The sequence below is a fragment of the Roseovarius sp. genome (genome assembly GCF_030373445.1).
Lineage (GTDB): Bacteria > Pseudomonadota > Alphaproteobacteria > Rhodobacterales > Rhodobacteraceae > Roseovarius.
Genome location: NZ_JAUCYU010000002.1, coordinates 465,888 through 488,586, shown reverse-complemented (window position 1 = coordinate 488,586; position 22,699 = coordinate 465,888). Strand labels below are relative to the sequence as shown.

Sequence of the window (22,699 nt, the reverse complement as noted above, 5' to 3'; positions counted from 1 at the left end):
ATGATCCCCAGCAGCTACCCCCCGAAAGACGAAATCGCCCGCCTCACCGCGCGGATGCTGCTCGAGATCGAGGCGGTCCACTTCAACGCCGACGAGCCCTTCACGCTCGCCTCCGGCCTGCCCTCGCCCACCTATATCGACTGCCGCAAGCTCATCTCCTTCCCGCGCATCCGCTCGACACTGATGGATTTCCTCACCGTCACCGTGATGCGCGACGCCGGGTTCGAGGCCTTCGACAACATCGCCGGGGGCGAGACCGCGGGCATCCCCTTCGCCGCCCTTGTCGCCGAACGCATGGCCCTGCCGATGACCTACGTGCGCAAGAAACCCAAGGGCTACGGCCGCAACGCCCGAATCGAGGGCGCCATGTCCGAGGGCCAGCGCGTCCTCCTCGTCGAAGACCTCACCACCGACGGCGGATCGAAGCTCTCCTTCGTCGACGCCATCCGCGACACGGGCGCCACCTGCGCCCATACCGGCGTCATCTTCTATTACGGCATCTTCCCCGAGACGGTGAAAACCTTGGGCGATCACGGGGTTAGCCTGCACTACCTCTGCACCTGGTGGGACGTGCTCGCCGAGGCCCGCGAACAGGGCAGCTTTTCCAAGGACACGCTCGACGGCGTGGAGCGATTCCTCAACGATCCCCGCGCCTGGCAGGAGGCGCGGAAATAATCGCCTTGACCCGCGCCGGGACTCACCCAAGCGCCTGTCATGTATATGCATTTTCCCGCGCAGCGTGTCCAATCGGCCACGCCTGACACCCCAACATCTTGACAGAACGCCTCGCGTCCCCACAAGATATGTACGGAAAACGATATCCACACGCTTTCCACAAAAACATACAAGTTGCGCGCCCGCAGGTAACGTTTGTATGACACCACCCTACAGGTACATGGGGGACATGATGAACACTGTCGCAAGCTTCAACGCCACCGGCGCTGAAGCCACGGAGACCGAGTCTCTACCGCATTCGATCGAGGCCGAGCAGCAGCTTCTGGGCGCGATTCTGACGAATAACGACGTCTATGACCGGGTCGCCAGCATCATCGGCCCGCACCATTTCCACGAGCCCGTGCACGCCCGCATCTACGAGACGGCCGCCGCCCGCATCGCCAAGGGCAACCTCGCCTCGCCGGTCACGCTCAAGACCTTCCTCGAGGACGATGAAGGCCTCGCCGAACTGGGCGGGCCCGCCTATCTCGTCCGCCTCGCCGGCGCCGCCATCTCCTCCTTCGCGGCCCGCGACTATGCCCAGATGATCTACGACATGGCGATCCGGCGCGAGCTGATCGAGCTCGGCCACGACATCGCCGGCCGCGCCGCCAAGGCCGACGTCCAGGTCGAACCCCGCGACCAGATCGTCGAGGCCGAACAGAAACTCTACGCCCTGTCCGAACAGGGCCAGGCCGAACGCGGCTTTCAAAGCTTCCTCAGCGCCGTCAAGGATGCCGTCAGCGTCGCCAACGCCGCCTACCAGCGCGAAGGCGGCCTCGCCGGCATCTCCACCGGCCTCATCGACATGGACCGCAAGCTGGGCGGCCTCCACAAGTCCGACCTGCTGATCCTCGCCGGCCGCCCCTCGATGGGGAAAACCTCGCTCGCCACCAACATCGCCTTCAACATCGCCAAGGCCTACAAGCGCGGCACCCGCCCCGACGGCTCCGAGGGCGCGGTCGAAGGCGGCGTCGTGGGCTTCTACTCGCTCGAGATGAGCGCCGAACAGCTCGCCGCCCGCGTCCTCTCCGAGGCCTCCGAAATCCCCGCCGAGCAGATCCGCAAGGGCGACATGACCGAGGGCGAGTTCCGCAAGTTCGTCGACGCCGCCAAGACGCTGGAAACCTGCCCGCTCTACATCGACGACACGCCCGCCCTGCCGATCTCGCAACTCGCCGCCCGCGCCCGCCGCCTCAAGCGCACCCACGGGCTCGACGTGCTGATCATCGACTACCTCCAGCTCGTCCGCCCCTCCTCGGCCAAGGACAGCCGCGTCAACGAGGTCTCCGAGATCACCCAAGGCCTCAAGGCCATCGCCAAGGAACTCGACATCCCCGTCATCGCCCTCTCGCAGCTCTCCCGCCAGGTCGAAAGCCGCGACGACAAGCGCCCGCAGCTCTCCGACCTCCGCGAATCCGGCTCGATCGAACAGGACGCCGACGTCGTGATGTTCGTCTACCGCGAGGAATACTACGTCGAACGCGAGAAACCCTCCGAGGACCGGCTCGAGGAAATGGCCGCCTGGCAGGAACGCATGGAACGCCTCCACGGCAAGGCCGAGGTCGTCATCGGCAAACAACGCCACGGCCCCATCGGCACGGTCGAGCTCTCCTTCGAGGGCCAGTTCACCCGCTTCGGCAACCTCGTGAAGCCCTGGCAACAGGGCGGCGAACAGGAGTTCTGAGACAGGGCCGCCCGCGCAGTCGCACCAATCGGCCGCCTTTCCGCTTGACCCCTCCGCCCAGACTGTCAAAACCCGTCCCATGGGTACCGGAAAACTGACAATCGATCTCGGTGCGATCTGCACCAACTGGCGCAACCTCGCGGCGATGAACGCGGGCGAAACCTCTGCCGTGGTCAAGGGCGACGGCTACGGGCTCGGCGCGGGCAAGGTGGCCCGCGCCCTGCAAAAGGAAGGCGCCCGCACCTTCTTCGTCGCCATGGCCGAGGAAGGCGCGGCCCTGCGCCAGGAACTGGGGCCCGACCCCGTCATCAACGTCTTCTCCGGCCACATGCCGGGCGATGCCGACATGATCCACGACACCCACCTCGTGCCGATGATCAACTCCATCGACCAGCTCATCCGCCATGTCGAGGCGCTGCCGGGCCACCCGTTCGGCATCCAGCTCGATTCAGGCATGAACCGCCTCGGGATGGAGCCCGCCGAATGGGGTGCCGTGGCCCAGGTCGCGCTGGAACAGCGCCCCACCCTGCTGATGAGCCACCTCGCCTGCGCCGACGAGCCCGACCACCCGATGAACGCCCAGCAGCTCAAGACCTTCATCAGCCTCACCGACGGGCTCGGCGTGCCCCGGTCGCTGGCCAATACCGGCGGCGTGCTCTTGGGCCCCGACTATCATTTCGAGATGACCCGCCCCGGCATCGGCGCCTATGGCGGCCTGCCCTATATCGACGCCACGCCCGTGGTCACGCTCGACATCCCCGTCATCCAGTGCCGCACCCTCGAGCCGGGCGAAACCGTGGGCTATGCCAACAGCTTCACCGCCGCGCGTGAAACCCGCATCGCCACCGTCTCGGCGGGCTATGCCGACGGCATCCTGCGCGCCCTCGGGCCCAAAACCCACCTCTACGCCGGCGACACGCCCTGCCCCATCGCGGGCCGCATCTCGATGGACCTGATCGGCGTCGACATCACCGACCTGCCCTCCGGCTCCGACCCGGCCACGCTCGAACTCATGGGCCGGCACCAGTCGATCGACACGCTCGCCGAAAATGCCGACACCATCGGCTACGAGATCCTCACCTCCCTCGGCCCCCGCTATTCCCGGCGGTATATCGGCGGATGAGCTGGCTCACCGCCTTCCTTGCCGCCATCGGCCGCGCGGTGATGGGCGGGCTGGCACTCATCGGGCGGCTGGCCATCTACGGGGGCGCCACGCTCTCCCATGTCGTCCACCCGCCGATCTACCTGAAGGAAATCCTGCAAAGCCTTCTGAACGTTGGATATTTTAGCCTGCCCGTCGTCGGCCTCACCGCCATCTTCACCGGCGGCGCGCTGGCCTTGCAAATCTACTCCGGCGGCTCCCGCTTCAATGCCGAGGCGGTCGTCCCCCAGATCGTCGCCATCGGCATGGTCCGTGAACTCGGCCCCGTGCTCGTGGGCCTGATGGTCGCGGCCCGCGTCACCTCCTCCATCGCCGCCGAGATCGCCACCATGAAGGTGACCGAGCAGATCGACGCGCTCGTCACCCTCTCCACCCACCCGATGAAATACCTCACCGTGCCCCGCGTGCTGGCAGGCCTCATCATGGTGCCGCTGCTGGTGGGCGTGGGCGACATCATCGGCATCCTCGGCGGCTATGTCGTGGGGGTCAGAAGCCTCGGCTTCAACGCCTCCGCCTACCTCCAGAACACCTTCGACTTCATCGAGGCGCGCGACGTGGTCTCCTCCCTCGTCAAGGGCGCCGCCTTCGGCTTCATCGCCACTTTGCTCGGCTGCTATTACGGCATGAACACCGGCCGGGGCGCCCAGGGCGTCGGCCGCGCCACCAAGTCCGCCGTGGAAGCCGCCGCCGTCCTGATCCTCGCCGCCAACTTCCTCCTCACCAGCATCTTCTTCTCGCTATGATAGAGCTTCGCGATATCCACAAATCCTTCGGCGCCAACCGCGTCCTGCGCGGGGTGAACCTGACGATCCCCTCGGGCAGCTCGATGGTGATCATCGGCGGCTCGGGCACCGGCAAGTCCATCGCGCTGAAATGCATCCTCGGGCTCGTCACGCCTGACAGCGGCCTCATCACCCTCGACGGCAAGGACGTCACGAAAGGCGACCGCGACGCCTTCCTCGCCCGCTTCGGGATGCTCTTCCAGGGCGGCGCCCTCTTCGACTCGCTGCCCGTCTGGCAGAACGTCGCCTTCCGCCTCCTGCGCGGCTCGCTCAAACGGCCCAAGGCCGAGGCCCGCGAGATCGCCATCGAGAAACTCCGCCGCGTCGGCCTCAAGCCCGAACAGGCCGATCTCTACCCGGCCGAGCTCTCGGGCGGCATGCAGAAACGCGTCGGCCTCGCCCGCGCCATCGCCGCCGAGCCGGAGATCATCTTCTTCGACGAACCCACCACCGGGCTCGACCCGATCATGGCCGGCGTCATCAACGACCTCATCCGCGAGATCGTCACCGAGATGGGCGCCACAGCCATGACCATCACCCACGACATGACCTCCGTCCGCGCCATCGCCGACAATGTCGCCATGCTCCATGACGGCGTGATCCAGTGGACGGGGCCCGTGTCGGAGATGGACGCGTCCGGCGATCCTTACCTCGCCCAGTTCATCACCGGCAGCCCCGACGGCCCGATCGAAGCGGTGCGGTGATCCGTAGGGTGGGTGCCAACCCACCACGCCCCGCTCCTTCGAACCCGCCCACGGATGACTATGGCACACGCCCGGAATCGAGGCCGAAGGCCGCCGGGCGAGCGCCGGCCCGTCCCCACGGGCAGGCGCTTTGGCCGGTGTGGCGTGACGTTATTAGGTAAGATGTATTCGGCACCATAAAGTGCGATCCAGCTCCGTTACAGCGCCTCCCCACGGGCCGGCGCTCGCCCGGCGCCTCAAACCCCAAACCCTACCCCCAAAACCCCTCACCAAACCCCACCCCCACCGAACGCCCCGTTAACCCCGCCACCCACCGCGAAAAACACCGACGCAATACCGACGTTATACCGACGCGATACCGACCCGCCCTTTCCCCGCAAAACAAAGCCATTAACCGCGATTCGCCCAAAACCCCGCGCACACCACGCTTGCCGCCCCCGTCCGCACCGTTTACCTCTGCCTAACCTTTCACACACCCGACGCCATGCTCCGCTACGCCAACCTCGCCCTCCTCGTTCTCTTCCCCGTCTCGTGGTTCGCCCCCATGATGCGCGCCGGCATGCTGCCGCTCTTCGGCCTTTCCGAAATCTCCGTCATCTCCGGGCTCCAGTCCCTCTGGCAATCCGACGTCATCCTCGCCCTGATCGTCACCATCTTCGCCCTCTTCGCGCCCTACCTCAAAACCCTCGGCCTTGCCCTCGTCCACTTCCACCTGCTCGACCGCGCCGTGCTCCCGGCCCTGCATATACTGGGCAAACTGGCCATGGCCGACATCTTCTTCATCGCCCTCTACATCACCATCGCCAAGGGCATCGGCATCGGCCGGATCGAGACCGCCTGGGGCCTCTACCTCTTCACCGCCTGCATCCTCGCCTCCCTCGCCCTCTCGATCCTCACGGCCCGCGAGGCGCGCCTGCAAGGGCGCGACGAGCCGCTTGCCACCGACCCAAACAGCAGGCACTAACACCCCCATGGCCAAGCAAGCCTCCTTCACCTGCACCGCCTGCGGCGCCGTCCACACCAAGTGGTCCGGCCGCTGCGACGCGTGCGGCGAATGGAACACCATCGTCGAGGAAGCCCCCCTCTCCGCCGGCCCCGGCAAGAAATCCCTCGGCTCCAAACGCGGCGCCGCCATCGCCCTCACCGACCTCGCCGCACAGGAAACCCCGCCCCCCCGCTCCAGCTCCGGCATCGCCGAGCTCGACCGCACTCTGGGCGGCGGTCTGGTCCCGGCCTCGGCCACGCTGGTGGGCGGCGATCCGGGCATCGGCAAGTCCACCCTGCTCCTCCAGGCCGCCGCCCGCTTCGCCGGCAACGGTCTGAAAACCCTCTACATTTCTGGCGAGGAAGCCACCGCCCAGATCCGCCTCCGCGCCGCCCGCCTCGGCCTCTCCGACGCGCCGGTGAAACTCGCCACCGCCACCTCCCTGCGCGACATCCTGACCACTCTGGACTCCGAGTCCCCCGGCCTCGTCATCATCGACTCGATCCAGACCATGTGGGTCGACACCGTCGACAGCGCCCCCGGCTCCGTCGCCCAGGTCCGCGCCGCGGCCCATGAACTGACCACCTTCGCCAAGCGCAAGGGCTGTTCGGTCATCCTCGTCGGCCACGTCACCAAGGAGGGCCAGATCGCCGGCCCCCGCGTGGTCGAACACATGGTCGACACGGTCCTCTATTTCGAAGGCGAGCGCGGCCACCAGTTCCGCATCCTCCGCTCGGTCAAGAACCGCTTCGGCCCCGCCGACGAGATCGGCGTCTTCGAGATGACCGGCAGCGGGCTGCAGGAGGTCGCCAACCCCTCCGAGCTCTTCCTCTCGGGCCGCGGCACCCCCTCGCCCGGCTCCGTCGTCTTCGCCGGCATCGAGGGCACCCGCCCCCTGCTGGTCGAGCTCCAGGCCCTCGTCGCCCCCACCACCACGGCCCAACCCCGCCGCGCCGTCGTCGGCTGGGACAGCGCCCGCCTCGCCATGATCCTCGCCGTGCTCGAGGCCCGCTGCGGCATCCCCTTCGCCGGGCTCGACGTCTATCTCAACGTCGCCGGCGGCATAAAGATCTCCGAACCCGCCGCCGACCTCGCCGTCGCCTCGGCCCTCCTCAGCGCGCGCGAAGACATCGCGCTCCCCCCCGAGGCCGCGGTTTTCGGCGAAATCAGCCTCTCCGGCGCCCTCCGCCCGGTGTCCCAGACCGAAAACAGGTTGAAAGAGGCGCAAAAACTTGGTTTCACGTCCGCGATTGTGCCGTCCGGCGGAAAGCCGGGCGGAGCGGGTGGCATGCGCCTTGACGAATACGGCGATCTGACCGCCTTCGTCGGCGATATCTTCGGCGCGGGTTAGCGCAACAAAGGGACAGGAAGAGCTCATGGAAGGCTTTACCATCATCGACGGCGTCGTGGCGCTCGTCATCGTGCTCTCGGCCCTGCTGGCCTATTCCCGCGGCCTCGTCCGCGAGGCGCTGGCCATCGCCGGCTGGGTCGCGGCGGGCATCCTCGCCTTCCTCTTCGCGCCCCAGATCGAGCCGCTGGTCAAGGAAATCCCCGTGGTGGGCGACTTCATCGCCGACAGCTGCGAGCTTTCCATGATCGCGGCCTTCACCGCCATCTTCGCGGTCGCCCTGATCGTCGCCTCGCTTATCACCCCGCTCTTTTCCTCGCTGGTCCAGCGCTCGGCCCTCGGCGGCGTCGACCAGGCACTCGGTTTCCTCTTCGGCGTGGCCCGCGGCGTGCTGCTCGTCGCCATCGCCTATTTCGTCTACGAAACGGTCATCACCAGCCAGGATATCGAGATCATCGACGACAGCCGCTCGGCCCGCGTCTTCGCCCGGCTCACCGACAGCGTCGAGGATCGCGATCCCGAGGCGGCGCTCGGCTGGATCACCCTGCAATACGAGCAACTGGTCGGCGCCTGCGACGCCTCCTGAGCACGTCCCTGCAACACCTGACCTTCCGTCACATCACTTTCTTGATAGTTTCGTGACATCGGCGGGTCGCCGCCCTATGTAGGAGGCGACTGGCATACCGTGAGATTCGGAGCTGCCCCTTGCCCAAGCAAATGCCCCCCGCCCATCCTTTCGACGACGACAAACTGCGCGAGGAATGCGGTATTTTCGGCGTCATCGGTGTCACCGATGCCGCCAACTTCGTGGCCCTCGGCCTGCATGCCCTGCAACACCGCGGGCAGGAGGCCGGCGGCATCGTCAGCCATGACCCCGAGCAGGGTTTCAACTCTGCCCGGCGCTTCGGCTACGTGCGCGACAACTTCACCCGCCAATCGCTGATGGAAACCCTCCCCGGGCCGCTCTCCATCGGCCACGTGCGCTATTCCACCGCCGGCGGCAAACAGCCCGTCATCCGCGACGTGCAGCCATTCTTCGGCGAGTTCGCGATGGGCGGCGCGGCAATCGCCCATAACGGCAACATCACCAATGCCGACGCGCTCCGCCGCGAACTGATCGAGCGCGGCTCGATCTTCCAGTCGAATTCCGACAGCGAGTGCATCATCCACCTGATGGCCCGCTCGCTTCAGCGCAACATCCCCGAGCGGATGGAAGACGCGCTGCGCCGGGTCGAAGGCGCCTTCTCGGTCGTGGCCATGACCCGCACCAAGCTGATCGGTGTCCGCGACCCTCTGGGCGTGCGCCCGCTGGTGCTGGGCCAGGTCGGCGATGGCTGGGTGCTCTCGTCGGAGACCTGCGCGCTCGACATCATCGGCGCCCGCTTCGTCCGCGAGATCGAGCCGGGCGAGATGGTCGTCATCAACCACGAAGGCGTGGAAAGCCACCGGCCCTTCCGCCCCGCCAAGTCGCGCTTCTGCATCTTCGAGCACGTCTACTTCTCCCGCCCCGACAGCATCATCGGCGGGCGCTCGGTCTATGAAACCCGCCACCAGATCGGTGTGGAACTGGCCCGCGAGGCGCCGGTCGATGCCGACCTCGTCTGCCCGGTCCCCGACAGCGGCACGCCGGCGGCCATCGGCTTCTCCCACGAAAGCGGCATTCCCTACGCCATGGGCATCGTCCGCAACCAGTACATGGGCCGCACCTTCATCGAGCCGACCGAGCAGATCCGCAACATGGGCGTCCGGCTCAAGCTGAACGTCAACCGGGCCCTGATCGAGGGCAAGCGCGTCATCCTCGTCGACGACAGCGTCGTGCGCGGCACCACCTCCCGCAAGATCAAGGAGATGATCCTCGACGCCGGCGCGGCCGAGGTCCATTTCCGCATCGCGAGCCCGCCCACGGCATGGCCCTGCTTCTACGGGGTCGACACGCCCCAGCGCGACAAGCTGCTGGCGGCCACCATGTCGGAAGAGGAGATGCGCGATCACCTCGCCGTCGACAGCCTGAAATTCATCTCGCTCGACGGGCTCTACCGCGCCGTGGGCGAGGCGTCGGGCCGCGACACGAAATGCCCGCAATACTGCGATGCCTGCTTCTCGGGCGACTATCCGGTCGAACCCTCAGACCAGATCGAGAAGGGCTTCCAGCTCAAGGCGGCAGAGTAGCGCCGCCCCGCCGGCAGAGTTCCGCGCAAGGACATCTCGCGCCCTTTCACCTGTCGCCATTCCGTCATAAATCCCCGTTTTCGGCGCGCCACTGGCGCGCCGTTTCGCATCTTAAAGACCGGACCAATGGCACAAGAAACCGACTTCATCCCCGAGGGGCTCGTCACCTCCTTCAAGGCCACCGAAACCAACGTGATCCCGCTCGACACGGCCGTCCTGCTGGGCACCTTCATCCGCGGCGACGATTCCAGCATGGCGCTGGTGCGCAGCCCGGCGGGTGGCATTCACAAGCTTGCCCGCGGCGACTATCTCGGCCGCGCCGTCGTCACCGCCATCGAACCGGGCACGCTGCACCTGGCCGAGGATGGCCTCGCCCGCCGGCTCACTATGCCGCAGGTCAAGTTCGCCACCCCCTCGCGCATCCGGCCCCACGCCCGGCCCGACCGCGACGAGGACGAAACTTGACGGCATCGCCGCCGCGCCCCATCCTGCCGCGTCATGAGTGACACGCCCCTTCGCTACCGCCCGCACCATTTCCTCTGCTCGCTGGGCTTCCAGGGCAAGGGCTATTCCGACGGCTTCGTCGCCAACATGTCCGGGATCATCGACGGGCGCCTCCGCGCGCCCGGCGGCGACGACGTCGAGATCGAGGTGGTGGGCGCCGCCGACGATATCTGCGGCCCCTGCCCCAAGCGCCGCGGCCAGCTCTGCGAAAGCCAGTCGAAAATCGCCACGCTCGACGCCCGCCACGCCCGCGCGCTCGGCCTCTTCGCCGGTTCCCGCCTGACCTGGGGCGAGGCCAAGCGCCGCATCGTCAAGCGCGTGCCCCCGGGCGCGCTTGCCTCGCTCTGCGCGGGCTGCCAGTGGCTCGAACTGGGACTGTGCGAAAGCGCCCTGGACGAGCTGCACGCCGAAGCCGCGGATCGAGTATCCAGGGAAAGTTGAAACGCAAAACGCCGCCCCGAACCGGGACGGCGCTCTGAAGCTCGTATGGTGTAAGGCTCAGCCTTTGCGGGCCTGAAGCGCTTTCCAGCCGCCGGTCACGACCATCGCCGCGATGACCGACTTGACCACGTCACCCAGCAGGAAGGGCGCGACATAGTAGGTCCAGACCACGTCCATGGACGAGCCGACCCACTTGCCGGTGATCCCCGAAACCTCGGCAACGGCCATCGGCCATGCCCCGCCGGGGATGTACAGGATCGCCGAGACCACCAGTGTTACGATCGAGGTCGACACCACGCCGCGCGCCAGCCCGCGGTCGGCGGACAGGCCGGCCAGCCACGCCATCAGCACGAAGCCATACAGGAACCCGGCCGACGGCCCGAGCAGCGCCGGCGCCGAGGCACCGTTGGCAAAGACCGGCAGGCCCATCGCGCCTTCGGCCAGGTACGCCACCAGCGTCACTGCACCAAGCCGCGCGCCGAAGGTCAGGCCCACGATCAGGATCGCCAGCGACTGCAGCGTCATCGGCACGGGGAAGAAGGGGATGCTCACCTGCGCGGCCAGCGCGATGAACATCGTCCCGCCCAGCACCAGGGCCGCCTGTTTCAGAAGTGTGTCGCGACCGATAACGGCCCCGGCCAGAGTTGTATCGCGCATGATCGTCCTCACGTCCTTTGCTTTAAAAACCTGTGCGACTTTTTCGCCTTTGCAGGGTGGAAGTCAAGCGATTGCACTTGATTTCCCCCCCGCGCGGTGGGACATCCCCGGCCCATGAGCGACACGTCACCCCCGAAAATCGCGCTGGTCACCGGCGCCTCCCGCGGCCTCGGCGCCGCGCTGGCCGAGGCGCTCGCGCCCGGTTTCCACGTCGTCGCGGTGGGCCGCACCACCGGCGCGCTGGAAGAGCTCGACGACCGGATCAAGGCCCGCGGCGGCCAGGCCACGCTGGCGCCGATGGACATCACCAACCCCGATGCCATGGCCCAGCTCTGCCGCTCGATCTACGACCGCTGGGGCAAGGTCGACCTCTGGGCGCATTGCGCCATCCACGCCGCCCCGCTCACCCCCGCGGGCCATCTCGACCCCAAGGACTGGGACAAGTCGGTCGCCGTCAACATCACCGCCACCGGCCGCCTCATCCCCTTCCTCGCGCCGCTGCTGGGCGAGCACGGCACCGCGCTCTTCTTCGACGACCCCCATGCCGGCGACAAGTTCTTCGCGGCCTACGGCGCCACCAAGGCCGCCCAGACGGCCCTCGCCCGCAGCTGGCAGGCCGAATCCGACAAGATCGGCCCGCGCGTCCACATCCTCCAGCCCAAGCCAATGCCCACTGCCACCCGCGCCCGCTTCTTCCCCGGCGAAGACCGCGCGACGCTCACGCCGACGGCGGACGAGGCACAGCGCCTGCTGTCGGAGGCCCTGACCGCCTGACGTGGCCGGACCCGGCTTGCCCCGGCGGATTACCGCCGCTACACAAGGCGAACAGGCAGCCCGGAGGCACTCTTGCGCATTCTCATCACCAATGACGACGGCATCAACGCGCCCGGCCTTGCCGTTCTGGAAGAGATCGCGACCGAGCTTGCCGGCCCCTCGGGCGAGGTCTGGACAGTGGCGCCCGCCTTCGAGCAATCCGGCGTCGGCCACTGCATTTCCTACACCCAGCCGATGATGGTCAGCCAGATGGCCGAGCGCCGATTCGCCACCCAGGGCTCCCCCGCCGACTGCGTGCTGGCCGCCGTCCACGATATCATGCCCGCCCGCCCCGATCTTGTCCTTTCGGGCGTCAACCGCGGCAACAACGCGGCCGAGAACGCGCTCTATTCCGGCACGCTGGGCGGCGCCATGGAAGCGGCGCTCCAGGGCCTGCCCGCCATCGCCCTCAGCCAGTATTACGGCCCCGAGAACCGCGACCTCGACGACAAGTTCGAAGCGGCCCGCGTCCACGGGCTCGACACGCTCCGCCGCCTGCTCGACAAGGGGGTCTGGACCAAGGACGATTACGGCATCTTCTACAACGTCAACTTCCCGCCCACGCCCGCCGCGGGCGTCAGGGGCACCCGCGCCGCGCCCCAGGGCTTCCGCCGCGACATGGGCTTCGGCGTCCAGCCCACCACCTCGCCCTCTGGCCGCCGCTTCCTCTGGGTTACCGGCGCGCCACAACAACAGCCCACCTCCGAAGGCACCGATGCAGACTGGAACCTGAAAGGTTATATCTCGGTGACACCCATGCGCGCGGACCTGACGGCGCATGACGCGCTGGAGGCGCTGAAAGCGATCGAATGACCGACGACTCCCCCGATATCGCCGAGCGCAAGATGCAGTTCCTGTTCGCGCTGCGCTCGCGCGGGGTGACCGACCGGCGCGTGCTGCACGCCATGGAAAAGGTCGACCGGGGCCTCTTCGTGCGCGGCCATTTCGCGGCCCGCGCCTACGAGGACATGCCGCTGCCCATCGCCTGCGGCCAGACCATCTCGCAACCCTCCGTCGTGGGGCTGATGACGCAGGCCCTCAAGGTGTCGAACCGCGACAAGGTGCTCGAGGTCGGCTGCGGCTCGGGCTACCAGGCCGCCATCCTCAGCCAGCTCGCGCGCCGGGTCTATACCGTCGACCGCCACAAGCGCCTCGTGGCCGAGGCGACCGAGGTGTTCCGCAAGCTCGACCTGACCAATATCACCGCCGTCACCTCCGACGGCAGCTTCGGCCTGCCCGACCAGGCGCCCTTCGACCGCATCCTTGTCACGGCCGCCGCCGAGGACCCGCCCGGCCCGCTCTTGGCCCAGTTGAAAATCGGGGGTATCATGGTATTGCCGGTGGGACAGTCGGATGCCGTGCAAAGCCTGATCCGCGTGACTCGCACGGAAGACGGCTTCGAGTATGACGAGATGCTGCCGGTCCGTTTCGTGCCGCTGGTCGAAGGCCTCGGCCGGGACAGCGGCTAAGGTTTGGGGTAGGACAGGACAGGACAACCGCATTGTAGACCCCGGGCCACACGGGGCATGCGCGCTGAAAGACACGAGGAGCTTATCGAGATGCCTATTTTCCATCGCCCGGCCGTATTGATGGCCTCCGCCGCGCTTGCGGGCCTCGCGGCCTGCAGCGACTCCGGGCTCGACTTCGACATGCGCGGCAATTTCGGCAATGCCCCCAGCACCACCGACGCCGCCCGTTCCGCCACCGCCGACCGGCCCCGGCCCGACAGCCGCGGCATCATCTCCTATCCCAGCTACCAGGTCGCCGTGGCCCGGCGCGGCGACACCGTCGCCTCGCTCGCCCAGCGGATCGGCGCCAACGCCCAGTCCATCGCCAGCTACAACGGCCTGCAGACCACCGACCCCCTGCGCGACGGCGAGATCGTGGCCCTGCCCGACCGCGTCACCGAACCCGATGGCGGCCCGATCCGCCCGGGCGACGTCGATATCACCACGCTCGCCGGCAACGCCATCGACGCAGCCGACAGCGGCAATACCGGCGTGCAGACCAGCGCGCTCGACCCCGCGCCCGCGGCCTCCAGCCAGCCCACCGGCACCTCCGGCACAGAGCCGGTGCGCCACAAGGTCGAGCGCGGCGAAACCGCCTATTCCATCGCCCGGCTCTACAACGTCTCGGTCACCAGCCTGGCCGAGTGGAACGGGCTCGGCAGCGATTTCGCGGTCCGCGAGGGGCAGTTCCTGCTGATCCCCGTGGCCCTGCCCGGCAAGCCGAAAAGCGCGGTCGACCCGGCGGCCACCTCGATGCCCGGCCAGGGCACCCAGACGCCCGAGCCGCCAAGCGCCTCGCAGCCCCTGCCCGACGAGGAAACCCTGCCCGCCGCCGAGGAGGTGGAAACCACCGCCGCCCCCGACATGAGCCAGGAGACCACCGCGCCCAAGGGCCGGATGGGCATGCCGGTCAGCGGCGACATCATCCGCGATTACGAGAAGGGCAAGAATGACGGCATCGACATCGCCGCCGCCCCGGGCACGGCCGTCAACGCCGCAGCCTCCGGCACGGTCGCCGCGATCACCGAGGACACCAACGGCGTGCCGATCATCGTGGTCAAGCACCCCGACAACCTGCTGACGGTCTATTCCAACGTCGGCGGCGTGGCGGTCTCCAAGGGCGACAGCGTCAGCCGCGGCCAGAAACTCGCCGAGATCCGCAGCGACGGCACGGCGGCGGTCCATTTCGAGGTGCGCGAAGGCTTCGATTCGGTCGATCCCGGGCCTTATCTTCAGTAGGTCGACGGAGTAAGGGGCTCTGCTCCTGGCGTTGAAAGTCGGGACGACTTTCAACGTCTCCCCCGGGATATTTTCAGCCAGAAGAAACGGGGCGTGGCGCCTAGAGCGCGACCGAAACGCCCCGGCGGCCCGCCAGATCGGTAAAGTACTGCCACGCCACCCGACCCGAGCGGGCGCCGCGGGTGGCCTGCCACTCGATCGCCTCGGCGCGCAGGGTGGCGTCGTCGATCTCCACCCCGTAGGCATCGCAATAGCCCCGGATCATCGACAGGTACTCGTCCTGGTCGCAGGGGTGGAAGCCCAGCCACAACCCGAACCGGTCCGACAGCGACACCTTCTCCTCGGTCGCCTCGCTCGGGCTGATCGCGGTCGAGCGCTCGTTCTCGATCATGTCCCGCGGCATCAGGTGGCGGCGGTTCGAGGTGGCATAGAACACCACGTTGTCCGGCCGCCCCTCGATCCCGCCATCCAGGACCGCCTTCAGCGATTTGTAATGCTGGTCGTCATGGGAAAAACTCAGGTCGTCGCAGAACAGCAGGAACCGTTCCTCCGCATCGCGAAGCAGCGTAAGCAGGCGGCCCACGCTGGTCAGGTCCTCCCGCTGCAGTTCCACGATCTTGAGCGGCGCCCCCTCGGCCCGCACGGCCGCATGCACCGCCTTCACCAGCGAGGATTTCCCCATCCCCCGCGCGCCCCACAGAAGCGCGTTATTGGCCGGCAGGCCCTTGGCGAACTGCCGAGTGTTCTCCAGAAGCGTGTCGCGCGACCGGTTGATCCCCACCAGCAGCGCCATGTCGACGCGGTTGACCCTGGGCACCGGCACCAGCCGGTCGGGCTCCACGTGCCAGACGAAGGCATCAGCGGCGCCGAAATCGGGCGCCTCCAGTGGCGCCGGGCTCATCCGTTCCAGCGCCGCGGCGATCCGGCCCAGCGGCTCGTTGGCTGACATACTTTTGGACGAATTCGGCAAACCGCCTGCTGCTTCTATGATCGCATGGTAGTTATCAATTGTCGGCGTTTTCCCATCGCTCAACAATGAGTGAACATACCCCGCACCAAGGCCCGCTTCCAACGATACTTCCCGCATGGATTTACCGCTTTCAGCTATTGCGGACTTTAGGACATCACGCCAGTTCTCAAGCTTTTCTATCGTCATTCTCGTCTTCGAACTCGGCCAGCAGCGGGTCATCCGCGTCGATATCCTCGTCCTCGTCCTCGTCCTCTTCGAACCACGCCCCCTCGGCCTTGAGCCGCTCGATGCGCTTCCGCTCGACCCGGCCCACAAGGAAGATCGAAATCTCGTAAAGCCCGTAGACCACCACGAACAGGATCACCTGCGTGATCACATCCGGCGGCGTCACCAGCGCGGCCAGCACCAGGATGCCGACCACCGCGTATTTCCGCATGGTCTTGAGCCCCTCGGCCCCCACCAGCCCCGCCTTGCCCATCAGGGTCAGCAGAACCGGCAGCTGGAAGCACAGCCCGAAGGCCACGATGAACTTGATCGTCAGGTTCAGGTATTCCTGCGCCGAGCCCTGGAACACCACGGACAGGCCCGGCCGGTTCTGCGGCTCGCCCGCGGGCACGGCCTCTCCGCCGGCGCCGAATTGCTGGAAGCCCAGGAAGAAGTCATAGGCCAGCGGCGTCACCACGTAGAAGGCAAACGACGCGCCCAGGATGAACATGAAGGGCGAGGCCAGCAGGAACGGCAGGAACGCCCCCTTCTCCGACCGGTAGAGCCCGGGCGCCACGAAGCGCCACATCTGGTTGGCCAGGTAGGGGAAGGACAGCATGAAGCCACCCAGCAGCGACACCTTGATCGCCACGAAGAAGCCTTCCTGCGGCTTGATGAAGATCAGGTCGCAGTTCTGCCCCCGCTCGGCCAGCACCTGGCACAGCGGCGCGGTCAGGAAGTTGAAGATCGGCGTGGCGACGGTGAAACAGATGACCATGCCGATGAGGAAGGCTACCACGCATTTGATCAGCCGCGTGCGCAGCTCGGCCAGGTGCTCGATCAGCGGGGCGGCGCTGTCTTCGATGTCGTCATCGGCGGCACGGCTCATGCCTTGTCCTCGGTCTTGCGGGCCGTGGACTTGCGCGCGGCCGATGTCTTGGTGGTCGTTTTAGTGGCGGATTTCGCGGCCGTCTTGCGTGTACCCGTCGACTTGGCGTTGCCCTTCGACGCAGCGGCGGTCTTTGCCGTGCTCTTCTTCGCAGCCGGCTTGGCCGTGGTCTTGGCCGAAGAGGCGGTTTTCGCAGCCGTTATCGCCGTGCCGGATTTCGCCGTGGTCGCCTTCGCCGCCGTCTTCGTCCCGGCCGGCTTGGTCTTCTCCCCGGCCTTCGCGACCGCGCCGCCAGACGCCGTGTCGGCCTCCTTCGCGGCGGCCTCGGCCGCCTCGCGATCCATGCGCTCCTGGGCCATCTTGCCGGCGCGTTCGCGGATCTTCTCGGCCTGCTCGGCCCGTTCCGGGTCAAGCTCGGCCTTCTTGGGGCCAGCCATGGTCTTGGACGTGAAGCTGTCGGTCGATTTCTTCACCTCGTCCATCGCCGATTTCATCGGGTTGGACGCGGCATTGAGCGAGCGTTTCACGTCGCTCACCCCGGCCTCGTCGGCGGCATCGTTCATCGCCTTCGAGAAGTCGCGCGCCATGCGCTTGGCCTTGCCGACGAAATTGCCCACCGTCCGGAACATCCCGGGCAGGTCCTTCGGGCCCACCACGATCAGCGCCACGATGCCGATGAGCAGAAGCTCGGTCCAGCCAAGATCGAACATTTAAGGGATCAGACCTTGTCTTTTTCTTTGTCGTTCTCGGTCACGGGGTCGTGCGACGCCTCGTTGCTGGCGTCCTCGATCTCCTTGTTGCCCTCGGACACGCCCTTCTTGAACGAGGTGATGCCCTTGCCCACCTCCCCCATCAGGGACGAGATCTTGCCGCGGCCGAACAGCACCAGCACCACGACGGCGATCAGAAGAAGGCCCGGAAGGCCGATATTGTTGAGCATGCTTTCTCTCCCATAGCTCGGGCCACTTTTCTGCGCGACCCTCGCAATTTCGTCAACCGTATCTAAGCCTTCGCGCGGGAGGATGAAAGCACCAATGGGCCCTCGCGCACTGTTTTTTGGCGGCTTCGGCGCCCGTTGGCCCCGCGGCTGAGACGATAGGACGCTGCCCGCCCCGCTTCACGCGGCCGCCCAGGCCTCCAGCATCGCCCGGATGCGCCCGAAGGTGACGGGCTTGGTCTCCTGCGGATGCACCCGCAGAAGACCGTGCTCCTGCTCCCACGCCTCGATCAGTTCCAAGGCCGGGTCCATCTGCGACAGCGCCCGGACCGGGCCGATGCCGAGCGTGTCATCGAACGGGCTGTGCAGGGCAAAGACGGGGTACTTCCCCGGCTCATACAGCTCCGGCCACGCGAACCCCCCGGAATAACTGAGGATTCCCCCGGGCTCCGGCCGCTCCAGCCCGAGGAACGGCGCCAGGTAGGCGGCGTTGAACGCCGTCACCGCCCCCGCCCCGCTGCCGCCCAGCACCGGCCGCCCGGCAAAGCCCAGCTCTCCCCTCTGCTCCTCAAGCCAGCCCAGGAACCGCGCCACATCCTCCGTCGCCGCGATCGCGCTCGCGCCCGCCATCCACGGCTCACCCGCCGCCGGCACAGCCTCCAACGCCTCGAGCCGCGCCCGCGTCTGCACCGAAAGGTCCGCCGCCTCGGCCCCCAGCCGATACTCCGGCGTCGCCAGCGCGAACCCCTCGATGGTCAACTGCCGCGCCAGCCGCCGGATCTGCAACTGGTCGTGGCTCCCGTCGCGGAACCCGCCGCCATGGATCCACACCAGCAAGGGCGGCGGCCGCCCGCCCGGCTTCGGCAGGTAGACCGACGCCCGCAGCGCTACCTCCTGCCCGCCCAGCGGCGCATGGCCGAACACCACGTCCGCCGCCACCCGGCTCCCGGCCCTGCCGTCGAAAACCCCGAACCCCATGCCCAACCCGGTCAGCCCCTCACAGCGTCGCGTTCACGCCGCCGCCATCCAGCAGGATGTTCTGCCCGACGATGAACCCCGCATGCTGGCTGCACAGGAATGCACAGGCCGCGCCGAACTCCTCCTTCGTGCCGTACCGCCCGGCGGGCAGCGTGGCATATCTCTGCGCCCGCGCCTCGTCCATCGTGATGCCCTGGCTGTCTGCCACGCCCTTGTCCAGCGAATCGGCCCGGTCCGTCGCATGAATACCGGGCAGCAGGTTATTGATATTCACGCCTTTTCCCGCAACCTGCCGTGCCGTCCCGGCGACGTATCCGGTCAGCCCGGCCCGTGCCGAATTGCTCAAACCCAGCACCGCGATCGGCGCCTTGACCGATTGCGAGGTGATGTTCACCACCCGGCCCCAGCCGCGCTCCATCATCCCTGGCAACAGCGCCTTCATCAGCGCGATCGGCGTAAGCATGTTGGCATCCAGCGCCTTGATGAAATCCTCCCGCTCCCAGTCCTGCCAGCTTCCCGGCGGCGGGCCCCCGGCATTGGTCACAAGGATATCCACATCGCCCGCGGCCTCCAGCACCTGCGCCTGCCCGGCCTCGGTCGTGACATCCGCCGCCACGGTCTTGACACCGACCCCGAACTCCTCGCGGATCCGCGCCGCCGCCTCTTCCAGCGCCTCGGCGCCCCGCGCATTCATCACCAGGTCGCATCCGGCCTCCGCCAGCGCCCGCGCACAGCCCAGCCCCAGCCCCTTCGACGACGCACAGACCAGCGCCCGTTTTCCACGTATACCAAGGTCCATCAAAACTCTCCCATTTCCCTGCCGAAAGGCGTACCACTGCTTGTGCCCGCTTTGCCAGCAAAACACCGGGGATTCGGCCACTTGCTGCCACAAAGCCCAGCTAGACAACGCCCCGTGCGCCCCTGGGGGGACGCTCCGACATTCCAAGCATGACTGACAGATAAATGAAGACACCCGCCCAGAACGCCGCGCAATCCATTCCGGTCTTCCAGGCCGCAGACCTGACGGTCGTCAGCGGCGCCAATCTCGGCGATCCGCTCTCCTTCGCGATGGAGCTCGACCTCGACGACACGTATGAGCTCCGCCTCAACGCCCGCCTGCGCCGCCTGTCCATCACCCCGGCCGAGAACGGCACCTTCACCATCTCGCCCGACACCGCGCTCGGCCGCCCCGGCGCCACGCTCTACCTCGACAGCAGCCTCACCATGATGTCCTCCACCGGCCAAACGGCCGACCTGCTGGTGCTGGTCGAGGTCGACGACCAGGGCAATGTCGACAATGTCTACGCCCTGCCGCTGGCGCAGCTCACGCCGCGCATGGGCTATTCCCTCGTCGGCATCGACCGCGACACCGCTCGCCAGAAATTCGCCCAGGTCGCCTGCGTCTCCTTCTCGCGCGGCACCCATATCACCATGGCCTCCGGCGCCCAGAAGCCCATCGAACAGCTCGAGATCGGTGATATCGTCCTCACCCGCGACGACGGGCCCCAGGCGGTGCGCTGGATCGGCCAGTCGACCGTCCGCGCCGTGGGCGAGTTCGCCCCGATCCGCATCAAGGCCGGCACACTGCATAACGAGAACGACCTGCTCGTCAGCCCCGATCACCGGCTCTTCATCTACCAGCGCTTCGACGCGCTCGGCGCCGGCCGGCACGAGGTGCTGGTGCGCGCCCGCCATCTCGTGAACGGCGATACCGTGACCCGCCAGTCCGGCGGCTTCGTCGACTATTTCCAGCTGCTCTTCGACCGGCATCACATCATCTTCGCCGAAGGCATCGCCGCGGAAACCTTCCTCGTCGACACCCGCACACGCGATGCCCTGCCCGCCGAGCTCACCCGTACGCTCGACGAGGGGCTCGCCGGCCATTCCGGCCGCCGCCATCTCGAATACGAGGTCAGCGAGGCGCTTCTGAAACACCCCGACGCCGCCAGCCTGCTCAAGCGCGCCTCCACGCGCTGAACCTCAGCCGCGGAACTTCCGCGCCTGCTCTTTGGCGGTCTTGCCATCCGTCTCCAGCGCCGGTTTGGCGTTATGCGCGCTGATCGATTCCCGCGTCCACTGCGTCTCGTTGCGCGGCTTGCCGAAGGCGTCCTTCGCCTTCACCGGGTTGCTCGTTTTGGCGGTTTCGCCCTGCTCCCGCTCCGGCACCGGGGTCGCGGGGTCGTCGTCCCGGTCGGGACGCGCGAAATTCGGGTTTCGGCTCTTGGAAGCCATGGGTCCTCCTTTCGGTTACCTCCCTCCACGTAAAGCCCGGCCACCCTTTGACAACCGTCACCCCCCGCTGCCGCACCGACGCAATACCGACAAAATACCGACGTGATACCGACGTGCCAGCTTGCGCCGTTCGCCGCACCTCTCTATATGCCCGCACATGCCAGACGCCTCTCATAACCGCCCGGAATTGCCCGCCGAAATCGCCCGCCGGCGCACTTTCGCGATCATCTCGCACCCCGACGCCGGCAAGACCACCCTGACCGAGAAGTTCCTGCTTTTCGGCGGCGCCATCCAGATGGCCGGACAGGTCCGCGCCAAGGGCGAGGCACGGCGCACCCGCTCCGATTACATGCAAATGGAGAAGGATCGCGGCATCTCCGTCTCCGCCTCGGCAATGTCGTTCGATTTCAAGCACTTCCGCTTCAATCTTGTCGACACGCCCGGCCACTCCGACTTCTCCGAAGATACCTATCGCACCCTCACCGCGGTCGACGCGGCGATCATGGTAATCGACGGCGCCAAGGGCGTCGAAAGCCAGACCCGCAAGCTTTTCGAGGTTTGCCGCCTGCGCGACCTGCCGATCCTGACCTTCTGCAACAAGATGGACCGCGAGAGCCGGGACACGTTTGAAATCATTGACGAAATCCAGGAAAACCTGGCCATCGACGTGACCCCGGCCAGTTGGCCCATCGGCGTGGGCCGCGATTTCGTCGGCTGCTACGACCTGCTCAACGACCGGCTCGAGCTGATGGACCGCGCCGACCGCAACAAGGTCGCGGAAACCATTGAAATCAAGGGGCTGGACGACCCCAAGCTCGCCCAGCACGTGCCCGATCACCTCGTCGACCAGCTCCGCGAGGAGGTCGAGATGGCCCGCGAACTCCTGCCCACGCTGAACCCCCAGTCGGTTCTCGAAGGGCACATGACGCCCATCTGGTTCGGCTCCGCCATCAACTCCTTCGGCGTCAAGGAACTGATGGAAGGCATCGGCGCCTATGGCCCCGAACCGCAGCCGCAATCGGCCGAGCCGCGCCAGATTTCTCCCGAAGAAACAAAGGTTTCCGGCTTTGTCTTCAAGGTCCAGGCCAACATGGACCCCAAGCACCGCGACCGCGTGGCCTTCGTCCGCATGGCCTCGGGCCACTTCAAGCGCGGCATGAAGCTCACCCATGTCCGCTCGAAGAAGCCGCTCACCGTGTCCGCCCCCGTCCTCTTCCTCGCCTCCGACCGCGAACTGGCGGAAGAGGCCTGGGCAGGCGACATCATCGGCATCCCCAACCACGGCCAGTTGCGCATCGGCGACACGTTAACCGAAGGGGAACCTTTGCGTGTTACGGGTATCCCCTCGTTCGCGCCGGAACTGCTGCAATCCTGCCGCGCCGGCGATCCTATGAAGGCCAAGCACCTCGAAAAGGCGCTCATGCAGTTCGCCGAGGAAGGCGCGGCCAAGGTTTTCAAACCCACCTTCGGGTCGGGCTTCATCGTGGGCGTCGTCGGCGCCCTGCAATTCGAGGTGCTCGGCTCCCGGATCGAGCTCGAGTATGGCCTGCCCGTGCGCTTCGAAGCCTCGCAATTCACCTCCGCCCGCTGGGTCACGGGGGAGAAAAACGCCGTCGAAAAGTTTATGGCCGTTAACAAACAGCACATCGCCCATGACCATGACGGCGACGTGGTCTACCTCACCCGCCTGCAATGGGACATCGACCGTATCGAACGCGACTATCCCGACGTAACCCTTTCTGCCACAAAGGAAATGATGGGCTGAGGTCCCTCGCA

The 22,699-nt window shown here is 66.9% G+C and carries 25 protein-coding genes; 17 read left to right on the top strand and 8 right to left on the bottom strand.

The features are described from left to right. The 11 genes from QUV18_RS05970 to QUV18_RS05920 all read left to right on the top strand — a co-directional run bounded on the left by QUV18_RS05970 (position 1) and on the right by QUV18_RS05920 (position 10,496). Entirely contained in the window at positions 1–675 is a 675-nt protein-coding gene (locus QUV18_RS05970) for an orotate phosphoribosyltransferase (RefSeq protein WP_300892515.1), read from the top strand. A gap of 232 nt (positions 676–907) precedes the next feature. Next, the gene (locus QUV18_RS05965; protein ID WP_300892514.1) at positions 908–2,401 is read left to right on the top strand and encodes a replicative DNA helicase; all 1,494 of its coding nucleotides are present in this window, start codon (positions 908–910) and stop codon (positions 2,399–2,401) included. Between the two features lie 79 nt (positions 2,402–2,480). After that, a complete protein-coding gene (gene alr, locus QUV18_RS05960; RefSeq protein WP_300892513.1) occupies positions 2,481–3,524 on the top strand; it encodes an alanine racemase in 1,044 nt (347 codons plus the stop codon). After that, the gene (locus QUV18_RS05955; RefSeq protein ID WP_300892512.1) at positions 3,521–4,306 is read left to right on the top strand and encodes an ABC transporter permease; all 786 of its coding nucleotides are present in this window, start codon (positions 3,521–3,523) and stop codon (positions 4,304–4,306) included. The genes alr and QUV18_RS05955 overlap by 4 nt, the downstream gene beginning before the upstream one ends. Further along, positions 4,303–5,049: an ATP-binding cassette domain-containing protein gene (locus QUV18_RS05950; RefSeq protein WP_300892511.1), complete on the top strand. Its 747-nt coding sequence runs from the start codon at positions 4,303–4,305 to the stop codon at positions 5,047–5,049. The genes QUV18_RS05955 and QUV18_RS05950 overlap by 4 nt, the downstream gene beginning before the upstream one ends. A gap of 484 nt (positions 5,050–5,533) precedes the next feature. After that, positions 5,534–6,013 (top strand): paraquat-inducible protein A, encoded by a 480-nt coding sequence (locus QUV18_RS05945; RefSeq protein ID WP_300892510.1) that lies wholly within the window; start codon positions 5,534–5,536, stop codon positions 6,011–6,013. Positions 6,014–6,020: 7 nt separating this feature from the next. Next, on the top strand, positions 6,021–7,385 hold the full coding sequence (gene radA, locus QUV18_RS05940; RefSeq protein WP_300892509.1) for a DNA repair protein RadA: 1,365 nt from the start codon (positions 6,021–6,023) through the stop codon (positions 7,383–7,385). Positions 7,386–7,410: 25 nt separating this feature from the next. Next, positions 7,411–7,968: a CvpA family protein gene (locus tag QUV18_RS05935; RefSeq protein WP_300892508.1), complete on the top strand. Its 558-nt coding sequence runs from the start codon at positions 7,411–7,413 to the stop codon at positions 7,966–7,968. Between the two features lie 131 nt (positions 7,969–8,099). Beyond that, complete coding sequence (purF, locus tag QUV18_RS05930; protein ID WP_300892665.1) at positions 8,100–9,551, top strand: amidophosphoribosyltransferase; 1,452 nt, start codon at positions 8,100–8,102, stop codon at positions 9,549–9,551. A gap of 126 nt (positions 9,552–9,677) precedes the next feature. Further along, entirely contained in the window at positions 9,678–10,016 is a 339-nt protein-coding gene (locus QUV18_RS05925; RefSeq protein WP_300892507.1) for a hypothetical protein, read from the top strand. Positions 10,017–10,049: 33 nt separating this feature from the next. Next, entirely contained in the window at positions 10,050–10,496 is a 447-nt protein-coding gene (locus QUV18_RS05920) for a DUF1284 domain-containing protein (RefSeq protein ID WP_300892506.1), read from the top strand. Between the two features lie 57 nt (positions 10,497–10,553). Here QUV18_RS05920 and QUV18_RS05915 read toward each other — a convergent pair whose 3' ends face one another. After that, the gene (locus QUV18_RS05915) at positions 10,554–11,153 is read right to left on the bottom strand and encodes a biotin transporter BioY (protein WP_300892505.1); all 600 of its coding nucleotides are present in this window, start codon (positions 11,151–11,153) and stop codon (positions 10,554–10,556) included. A gap of 114 nt (positions 11,154–11,267) precedes the next feature. Between QUV18_RS05915 and QUV18_RS05910 the strand changes: the two genes are divergently transcribed. The 4 genes from QUV18_RS05910 (at position 11,268) to QUV18_RS05895 (ending at position 14,713) form a co-directional block, all read left to right on the top strand. Beyond that, positions 11,268–11,927, top strand: coding sequence for an SDR family NAD(P)-dependent oxidoreductase (locus QUV18_RS05910; RefSeq protein ID WP_300892504.1), 660 nt, complete (start codon positions 11,268–11,270; stop codon positions 11,925–11,927). 72 nt (positions 11,928–11,999) lie between these two features. Next, positions 12,000–12,779 (top strand): 5'/3'-nucleotidase SurE, encoded by a 780-nt coding sequence (gene surE, locus QUV18_RS05905; protein WP_300892503.1) that lies wholly within the window; start codon positions 12,000–12,002, stop codon positions 12,777–12,779. Beyond that, positions 12,776–13,435 carry a protein-L-isoaspartate(D-aspartate) O-methyltransferase gene (locus QUV18_RS05900; RefSeq protein ID WP_300892502.1) on the top strand — a complete coding sequence of 220 codons (660 nt, stop codon included), beginning with the start codon at positions 12,776–12,778 and terminating at the stop codon, positions 13,433–13,435. Before surE ends, QUV18_RS05900 begins: the two co-directional genes overlap by 4 nt. A gap of 90 nt (positions 13,436–13,525) precedes the next feature. After that, the gene (locus QUV18_RS05895; protein ID WP_300892501.1) at positions 13,526–14,713 is read left to right on the top strand and encodes a peptidoglycan DD-metalloendopeptidase family protein; all 1,188 of its coding nucleotides are present in this window, start codon (positions 13,526–13,528) and stop codon (positions 14,711–14,713) included. Positions 14,714–14,813: 100 nt separating this feature from the next. On the opposite strand, the gene QUV18_RS05890 is transcribed toward QUV18_RS05895, so the two are convergent. From QUV18_RS05890 to QUV18_RS05865, 6 genes are all read right to left on the bottom strand, one after another. Continuing rightward, entirely contained in the window at positions 14,814–15,662 is an 849-nt protein-coding gene (locus QUV18_RS05890; protein ID WP_300892500.1) for an ATP-binding protein, read from the bottom strand. A 187-nt stretch (positions 15,663–15,849) separates the two neighbouring features. After that, positions 15,850–16,776 (bottom strand): twin-arginine translocase subunit TatC, encoded by a 927-nt coding sequence (tatC, locus tag QUV18_RS05885; protein WP_300892499.1) that lies wholly within the window; start codon positions 16,774–16,776, stop codon positions 15,850–15,852. Next, the gene (gene tatB, locus QUV18_RS05880) at positions 16,773–17,486 is read right to left on the bottom strand and encodes a Sec-independent protein translocase protein TatB (protein WP_300892498.1); all 714 of its coding nucleotides are present in this window, start codon (positions 17,484–17,486) and stop codon (positions 16,773–16,775) included. Before tatB ends, tatC begins: the two co-directional genes overlap by 4 nt. 8 nt (positions 17,487–17,494) lie before the next feature. Beyond that, positions 17,495–17,716 (bottom strand): twin-arginine translocase TatA/TatE family subunit, encoded by a 222-nt coding sequence (locus QUV18_RS05875; RefSeq protein WP_300892497.1) that lies wholly within the window; start codon positions 17,714–17,716, stop codon positions 17,495–17,497. Positions 17,717–17,893: 177 nt separating this feature from the next. Next, on the bottom strand, positions 17,894–18,691 hold the full coding sequence (locus QUV18_RS05870) for a carboxylesterase family protein (RefSeq protein WP_300892496.1): 798 nt from the start codon (positions 18,689–18,691) through the stop codon (positions 17,894–17,896). A 19-nt stretch (positions 18,692–18,710) separates the two neighbouring features. Then, positions 18,711–19,490 carry an SDR family oxidoreductase gene (locus QUV18_RS05865; protein WP_300892495.1) on the bottom strand — a complete coding sequence of 260 codons (780 nt, stop codon included), beginning with the start codon at positions 19,488–19,490 and terminating at the stop codon, positions 18,711–18,713. A 164-nt stretch (positions 19,491–19,654) separates the two neighbouring features. Between QUV18_RS05865 and QUV18_RS05860 the strand changes: the two genes are divergently transcribed. Continuing rightward, the gene (locus QUV18_RS05860; protein ID WP_300892494.1) at positions 19,655–20,668 is read left to right on the top strand and encodes a Hint domain-containing protein; all 1,014 of its coding nucleotides are present in this window, start codon (positions 19,655–19,657) and stop codon (positions 20,666–20,668) included. Between the two features lie 3 nt (positions 20,669–20,671). On the opposite strand, the gene QUV18_RS05855 is transcribed toward QUV18_RS05860, so the two are convergent. Further along, positions 20,672–20,923: a hypothetical protein gene (locus QUV18_RS05855; protein WP_300892493.1), complete on the bottom strand. Its 252-nt coding sequence runs from the start codon at positions 20,921–20,923 to the stop codon at positions 20,672–20,674. A gap of 157 nt (positions 20,924–21,080) precedes the next feature. Here QUV18_RS05855 and QUV18_RS05850 point away from each other — a divergent pair, with 157 nt between their 5' ends. After that, a complete protein-coding gene (locus tag QUV18_RS05850) occupies positions 21,081–22,688 on the top strand; it encodes a peptide chain release factor 3 (RefSeq protein WP_300892492.1) in 1,608 nt (535 codons plus the stop codon). The last annotated feature ends 11 nt before the right edge of the window (positions 22,689–22,699 follow it).

What these genes read in the sequence shown, in the direction of transcription:
- QUV18_RS05970 (WP_300892515.1), top strand. Translation starts at nt 1, where the DNA reads ATGATCCCCAGCAGCTACCCCCCGAAAGACGAAATCGCCCGCCTCACC.
- QUV18_RS05965 (WP_300892514.1), top strand. Translation starts at nt 908, where the DNA reads ATGAACACTGTCGCAAGCTTCAACGCCACCGGCGCTGAAGCCACGGAG.
- alr (WP_300892513.1), top strand. Translation starts at nt 2,481, where the DNA reads ATGGGTACCGGAAAACTGACAATCGATCTCGGTGCGATCTGCACCAAC.
- QUV18_RS05955 (WP_300892512.1), top strand. Translation starts at nt 3,521, where the DNA reads ATGAGCTGGCTCACCGCCTTCCTTGCCGCCATCGGCCGCGCGGTGATG.
- QUV18_RS05950 (WP_300892511.1), top strand. Translation starts at nt 4,303, where the DNA reads ATGATAGAGCTTCGCGATATCCACAAATCCTTCGGCGCCAACCGCGTC.
- QUV18_RS05945 (WP_300892510.1), top strand. Translation starts at nt 5,534, where the DNA reads ATGCTCCGCTACGCCAACCTCGCCCTCCTCGTTCTCTTCCCCGTCTCG.
- radA (WP_300892509.1), top strand. Translation starts at nt 6,021, where the DNA reads ATGGCCAAGCAAGCCTCCTTCACCTGCACCGCCTGCGGCGCCGTCCAC.
- QUV18_RS05935 (WP_300892508.1), top strand. Translation starts at nt 7,411, where the DNA reads ATGGAAGGCTTTACCATCATCGACGGCGTCGTGGCGCTCGTCATCGTG.
- purF (WP_300892665.1), top strand. Translation starts at nt 8,100, where the DNA reads ATGCCCCCCGCCCATCCTTTCGACGACGACAAACTGCGCGAGGAATGC.
- QUV18_RS05925 (WP_300892507.1), top strand. Translation starts at nt 9,678, where the DNA reads ATGGCACAAGAAACCGACTTCATCCCCGAGGGGCTCGTCACCTCCTTC.
- QUV18_RS05920 (WP_300892506.1), top strand. Translation starts at nt 10,050, where the DNA reads ATGAGTGACACGCCCCTTCGCTACCGCCCGCACCATTTCCTCTGCTCG.
- QUV18_RS05915 (WP_300892505.1), bottom strand. Translation starts at nt 11,153, where the DNA reads ATGCGCGATACAACTCTGGCCGGGGCCGTTATCGGTCGCGACACACTT.
- QUV18_RS05910 (WP_300892504.1), top strand. Translation starts at nt 11,268, where the DNA reads ATGAGCGACACGTCACCCCCGAAAATCGCGCTGGTCACCGGCGCCTCC.
- QUV18_RS05900 (WP_300892502.1), top strand. Translation starts at nt 12,776, where the DNA reads ATGACCGACGACTCCCCCGATATCGCCGAGCGCAAGATGCAGTTCCTG.
- QUV18_RS05895 (WP_300892501.1), top strand. Translation starts at nt 13,526, where the DNA reads ATGCCTATTTTCCATCGCCCGGCCGTATTGATGGCCTCCGCCGCGCTT.
- QUV18_RS05890 (WP_300892500.1), bottom strand. Translation starts at nt 15,662, where the DNA reads ATGTCAGCCAACGAGCCGCTGGGCCGGATCGCCGCGGCGCTGGAACGG.
- tatC (WP_300892499.1), bottom strand. Translation starts at nt 16,776, where the DNA reads ATGAGCCGTGCCGCCGATGACGACATCGAAGACAGCGCCGCCCCGCTG.
- tatB (WP_300892498.1), bottom strand. Translation starts at nt 17,486, where the DNA reads ATGTTCGATCTTGGCTGGACCGAGCTTCTGCTCATCGGCATCGTGGCG.
- QUV18_RS05875 (WP_300892497.1), bottom strand. Translation starts at nt 17,716, where the DNA reads ATGCTCAACAATATCGGCCTTCCGGGCCTTCTTCTGATCGCCGTCGTG.
- QUV18_RS05870 (WP_300892496.1), bottom strand. Translation starts at nt 18,691, where the DNA reads ATGGGGTTCGGGGTTTTCGACGGCAGGGCCGGGAGCCGGGTGGCGGCG.
- QUV18_RS05865 (WP_300892495.1), bottom strand. Translation starts at nt 19,490, where the DNA reads ATGGACCTTGGTATACGTGGAAAACGGGCGCTGGTCTGTGCGTCGTCG.
- QUV18_RS05860 (WP_300892494.1), top strand. Translation starts at nt 19,655, where the DNA reads ATGAAGACACCCGCCCAGAACGCCGCGCAATCCATTCCGGTCTTCCAG.
- QUV18_RS05855 (WP_300892493.1), bottom strand. Translation starts at nt 20,923, where the DNA reads ATGGCTTCCAAGAGCCGAAACCCGAATTTCGCGCGTCCCGACCGGGAC.
- QUV18_RS05850 (WP_300892492.1), top strand. Translation starts at nt 21,081, where the DNA reads ATGCCAGACGCCTCTCATAACCGCCCGGAATTGCCCGCCGAAATCGCC.